The 4,543-nt window shown below is 71.9% G+C and carries 5 protein-coding genes; 1 reads left to right on the top strand and 4 read right to left on the bottom strand.

Going from position 1 to position 4,543, the window contains the following annotated elements:
- The coding region (locus tag H5J29_RS21780; protein WP_446686488.1) for an MGDG synthase family glycosyltransferase at nucleotides 1-480 on the bottom strand (480 nt) is incomplete at its 3' end.
- 49 nt (nucleotides 481-529) lie between these two features.
- On the opposite strand from H5J29_RS21780, the gene H5J29_RS21775 reads away from it, so the two are divergent.
- The gene (locus H5J29_RS21775) at nucleotides 530-1,648 is read left to right on the top strand and encodes an MGDG synthase family glycosyltransferase (RefSeq protein WP_220187747.1); all 1,119 of its coding nucleotides are present in this window, start codon (nucleotides 530-532) and stop codon (nucleotides 1,646-1,648) included.
- A gap of 47 nt (nucleotides 1,649-1,695) precedes the next feature.
- On the opposite strand, the gene H5J29_RS21770 is transcribed toward H5J29_RS21775, so the two are convergent.
- The 3 genes from H5J29_RS21770 to ispH all read right to left on the bottom strand — a co-directional run.
- On the bottom strand, nucleotides 1,696-2,352 hold the full coding sequence (locus H5J29_RS21770) for a VC0807 family protein (RefSeq protein WP_246394132.1): 657 nt from the start codon (nucleotides 2,350-2,352) through the stop codon (nucleotides 1,696-1,698).
- A gap of 280 nt (nucleotides 2,353-2,632) precedes the next feature.
- Complete coding sequence (gene hpnH / locus H5J29_RS21765; RefSeq protein ID WP_181782898.1) at nucleotides 2,633-3,637, bottom strand: adenosyl-hopene transferase HpnH; 1,005 nt, start codon at nucleotides 3,635-3,637, stop codon at nucleotides 2,633-2,635.
- Between the two features lie 3 nt (nucleotides 3,638-3,640).
- On the bottom strand, nucleotides 3,641-4,543 hold a 903-nt coding region (gene ispH, locus H5J29_RS21760; RefSeq protein WP_181782897.1), incomplete at its 5' end, for a 4-hydroxy-3-methylbut-2-enyl diphosphate reductase.

Raw genomic sequence — 4,543 nt, 5'->3', positions numbered from 1 at the left:
CGTGCTGACCAGGTGCAGGTCCAGGGCGGCCGAGGCCCAGAGCGGGTGCGGGGCCGGGTCGGTGACCAGGGCGACCGTCGGCATCGGGGCGTGCCCGGTCCGGCGCAGGTGGGCGAGCCCCGTGATGCCCTCGGGGAACACGGCCACGACGAGGTCCGGCCGGACGGTCTCCAGCACGGGCCGCAGCCCGCGCCCGCTCCACCGCCCGATGACGGCACGGGTGCCCGCCCGGAAGAACGGGACGTGCCAGAGCAGCTGGAAGTACAGCTCGTAGAGCCAGGGCAGGTACCGGACGCAGCCGGCGTAGACCGCCCGGAACAGGGGGCCCGTGCGAGCGCCCATCCCGTCGAGCGTCTCGGTCCAGGTCACCTCGACCCCGGGCCAGACCCGCCGCGCGCTCTCCTCGACGGCGCGGGCGGCCGCGTGGTGGCCTGCGCCCATGCTGCCGGTGACCAGCAGCAACCGGTGGGGTGTCGTCATGGGTTCCTCACGGTGCGGGGAGCGGAGCGGCGGGGGTAGCGTGGCCACTATGGACGGTCAGCCACGTCGGGTGCTGGTGCTGTCGGCGCCCGTGGGCGAGGGGCACGTCGCCGCGGCGCGGGCCCTCGCCGCGCGGATGCGCGAGCTGTGGCCCGCCGCCGAGGTGCACGAGGTGGAGAGCACGGCAGGCCCCGTGCGGGACCGCGTCCTGGAGACCTCGTACGCCGCGACCATGCGGTTCGCGCCGCGGCTCTACGGCCTGGGCTACGACCTGCTCGTGCACCATCCGCGGTTCGCCGAGCTGTGCAAGCGGGTCGCGGCCGCGCAGGTGGGCCGGTCGCTCGCGCCGCTGCTGCGGGAGGAGCACCCGGACCTGGTCGTGTCGACCTACCCGATGATCTCGGGTGGGCTGGCCTGGCTGCGCACCCACGAGCGGCTCGCGGCGCACACGGTCGCCGTGGTCACGGACGTGGCCGTGCACCCGTTCTGGGTGTGGGCGGGCGTGGACGAGACCTGGACCCTGCTGCCCGCCTCGCGGGAGCAGGCCGTGGAGATCGCCCCGGCGGCCGACGTGCGGGTGGCCGCCGCCGCCGTCGACAAGCGGTTCCACCCCGGGGACCGGGCGGCCACCCGGCGGGCCCTGGGGATGTCCGAGACGGCGTTCACCGTGCTCGTGACCGGCGGGTCGCTGGCCTTCGGCGGCATGGAGGGCGTCGTCGACGCGGTCCTGGCCGGGGAGGCGGAGGCCGTGGTGCTCTGTGGGCGCAACGAACGGCTGCGCAAGCGGCTCGCGGCGCGCGGCGAGCCCCGGCTCACGGCCCTGGGCTGGACGAACACGGTACCGGAGCTCATCACCGCCGCGGACCTGGTGCTCACCACGGCGGGCGGCATGATCGCCAGCGAGTCGCTGGCCGTGGGCACCCCGGTGCTGTTCGCCCGCCCGATCCCCGGCCACGGCCGGGCGGGCGCGCGGATGACCGAGGAGGCCGGGCTGGGCCTGGTCTGCCCCCGGCCGGAGGACGTCACCGCCGCCGTGCGCAGGCTCCGGACGCATCCGCACGAACGAGAGTCGTTGGCCGCGAGAGCGCGCTCCTACAGCAGCCGAACCATGGACGCGGAGCTGACCGCGCTCGCCCGCCGCCTCACCACCGGCGTTATGGAGCCATAACTGTCGTTTCGAGGGACGAGAACGACAGTTGTGGCTCCATACTGCGGTCAGCCGACGCGCTGGGGCTGGGGACCACCGAGGCGCAGGCCGATGCCCTCGCCCTTGAGCGAGCGCTGGAACCACCAGAGCGAGAGCACGATGCCCACCGCGACGAGCGAGTACGAGCCCGCCGTGGACACCATGAGGAAGTTCCCGACGGTCTGGGTGGCCAGCACGGCGAGCGTGGTGACCCCGTTGACCAGGAAGACCGCCGCCCACAGCAGCGAGACCTTCTTGAAGAAGCTCTTCATCTTGGGGTGCTGGGTCAACGCGTCGGGGAACGCGCAGAAGTCGTCCGCCAGCTTGGCCAGCAGCGGCCGCTCCAGACCCAGCGTGACCAGCAACAACCCGGCGAACACGAAGTTCTGCACCGTGGGTTGGAGGAAGTAGAGGAAGGCCGAGCCGGTCCAGAGGCCGACCACCGTGCGCACCACCAGCAGGGTGGTGGTGAGCCACAGGACGGCGGGCACCTTCTGCCGCAGGACCATCCGCCTGCCGATCGCCAGGGCGGACCAGCACAGGGCGCCGATGATCCCGGCGTCGAACCCCGCGTGGGTGAAGAGGACCCAGAAGAGGGCGAGCGGGATGAGCGTGGACTCCAGCAGGGGACGACCCGCGTGGCGCAGCAGAGATCCGAGAGGTGGCAGGTGGATCAGTGTCGTCATGCGGTGCTCCGGCATGCGGGTCCTCGGGGGTAGGGGTTACCTGGTCCGGCGCCTTCTCAAACGCGTTGGCCGGAGTGTAGCGGCACCGGTCACGGGGAGATAACGGGCTCGATGCCCGGTGTGACCCAGCCGCGGCCCCCTTGTCCGTCACCGCGTCCGTCACCGGCCCGCCGCCGACCGCCCGTCGCGGCACCACGACCGTGCACCGCGCACGACGGACCCCGGTCCGGACGAACCGGACCGGGGCACCGTCGGGCGTGTCGCGGTACGTGGCGAGCCCCTAGACGCTCACCGCGGCGCGGAGCGACTCCTTCAGCGAGCCCATCGTCGCGAAGACCGCCGAGGGCTCGTAGCCGCAGTGCGCCATGCAGTTGGCGCACCGCTCGTCCTTGCCGCGGCCGAAGGCCTCCCAGTCGGTGCCGTCGATCAGCTCCTGGTAGGTCTTCACGTGTCCGTCGTCGAGCAGGTAGCAGGGCTTCTGCCAGCCCAGCAGCGAGTACGACGGGATCGCCCAGGCCGTGCAGTCCAGGTCGACCTTCCCCTCGAGGAAGTCCAGGAAGACGGGCGAGTGGTTGAGCCGCCACCGCTTGCGGCGGCCGTCGCCGAAGGCCTTCTTGAACAGCTCGCGGGTCTGCTGCACACCCAGGAAGTGCTCCTGGTCGGGCGCCTTCTCGTAGGCGTACCCGGGCGAGATCTGCATGAGGTCCACGCCGAGCTCGTCGTTGAGGTAGTCCATGACGTCGATGACGTCCTGGGGGGTGTCCGTGTCGAAGAACGTGGTGTTGGTGTTGACCCGGAAGCCCGCCTCCTTGGCCATCCTGATGGCCTCGACGGCCTGGTCGAACACCCCGTCCTTGCTCACCGACGCGTCGTGCCGCTCGCGCAGCCCGTCGATGTGCACCATCCACGCGAAGTTCTTGTGCGGGGTGAAGCGGTGCAGGTGCTTGGGCAGCAGGACCGCGTTGGTGCAGAGGAACACGATCTTGTTCAGGTCCAGCAGGCGCTGGACGATGACGTCCATCTCCTTGTGCATGAGCGGCTCGCCGCCCGCGATGGAGACCATCGGGGCGCCGCTCTCCACGATGGCGTTCACGGCCTGCTCGACCGGCATCCGCTGCTTGAGCAGGTGGGCGGGCTGCTGGATCTTGCCGCAGCCGTTGCACGCGAGGTTGCAGGCGAACAGCGGCTCGAGCTCGACCAGGAGCGGGAACTTCTCGACGCCCTTGATCTTCTGCTTCATCAGGTACGTACCGAGACGGACGGACTGGCGCAGTGGCATTCCCACCGGTCAGCTCACCTCCTTGGGAAGGGTGAAGACGACGTCCTCGGTCCCGGTCGTGGTCACCTGGACGGCGACCGGGCCGAGACCGGAGAGACAGGACACGACCTCGTCGACCAGCTCCGGGGGCGCCGACGCCCCCGCACTGACCCCGATCCGGCCGGCCCCGGGGAGCCAGCCGAGGTCGATCTCGCCGACGTCGTCGACGAGGTGGGCGGGGACCCCCGAGCGGGCGGCCACCTCGGCCAGCCGACGGGAGTTCGACGAGTTCGGTGAGCCGACGACGATCACCAGGTCGACGTCGGCGGCCACCGCGCGGATCGCGCGCTGGCGGTTCGTGGTGGCGTAGCAGATGTCGTCCCGGCGGGGCGTGGCGATCGCGGGGAAGCGGCCGCGGAGCACCGCGGCGATCCGCTCGGCCTCGTCCACCGCCAGGGTGGTCTGCATCGCGTAGGACACCCGGGCCGGGTCCGGCGCCGTGACCGTGCGGGCCATCGCCTCGTCCTCGACGACGACGATGTCCGCAGGCGCCTCGCCGACGGTGCCCTCGACCTCCTCGTGGTCGGAGTGGCCGATCAGGAAGACCGTCTCCCCGCGCCCGGTGTGCCGTCTGACCTCGGCGTGCACCTTGGCGACGAGGGGGCACATGGCGTCGATGACCGACAGCGCGCGCTCCTCGGCCTCGGCCCGGACGGCGGGGGAGACCCCGTGGGCGGCGAGCACCGTGGTCGCGCCGCGGGGGACCTCCTCGAGCTCCTGGACGAACACCGCCCCGCGCTCGGTGAGCCGCCGGACCACGTGCGCGTTGTGCACGATCTGCCTGCGCACGTAGACGGGGGCGCCGAAGCGGTCCAGCGCCCGGTCCACGATGTCGATGGCCCGCTCGACGCCCGCGCAGAAGCTGCGCGGCTC

This window comes from Pseudonocardia pini (assembly GCF_013870575.1).
In the GTDB taxonomy this organism is placed as follows: domain Bacteria; phylum Actinomycetota; class Actinomycetes; order Mycobacteriales; family Pseudonocardiaceae; genus Pseudonocardia; species Pseudonocardia pini.
The sequence above is the reverse complement of the archived record's forward strand: the minus strand, read 5'-3'. Positions and strand labels throughout refer to the sequence as shown.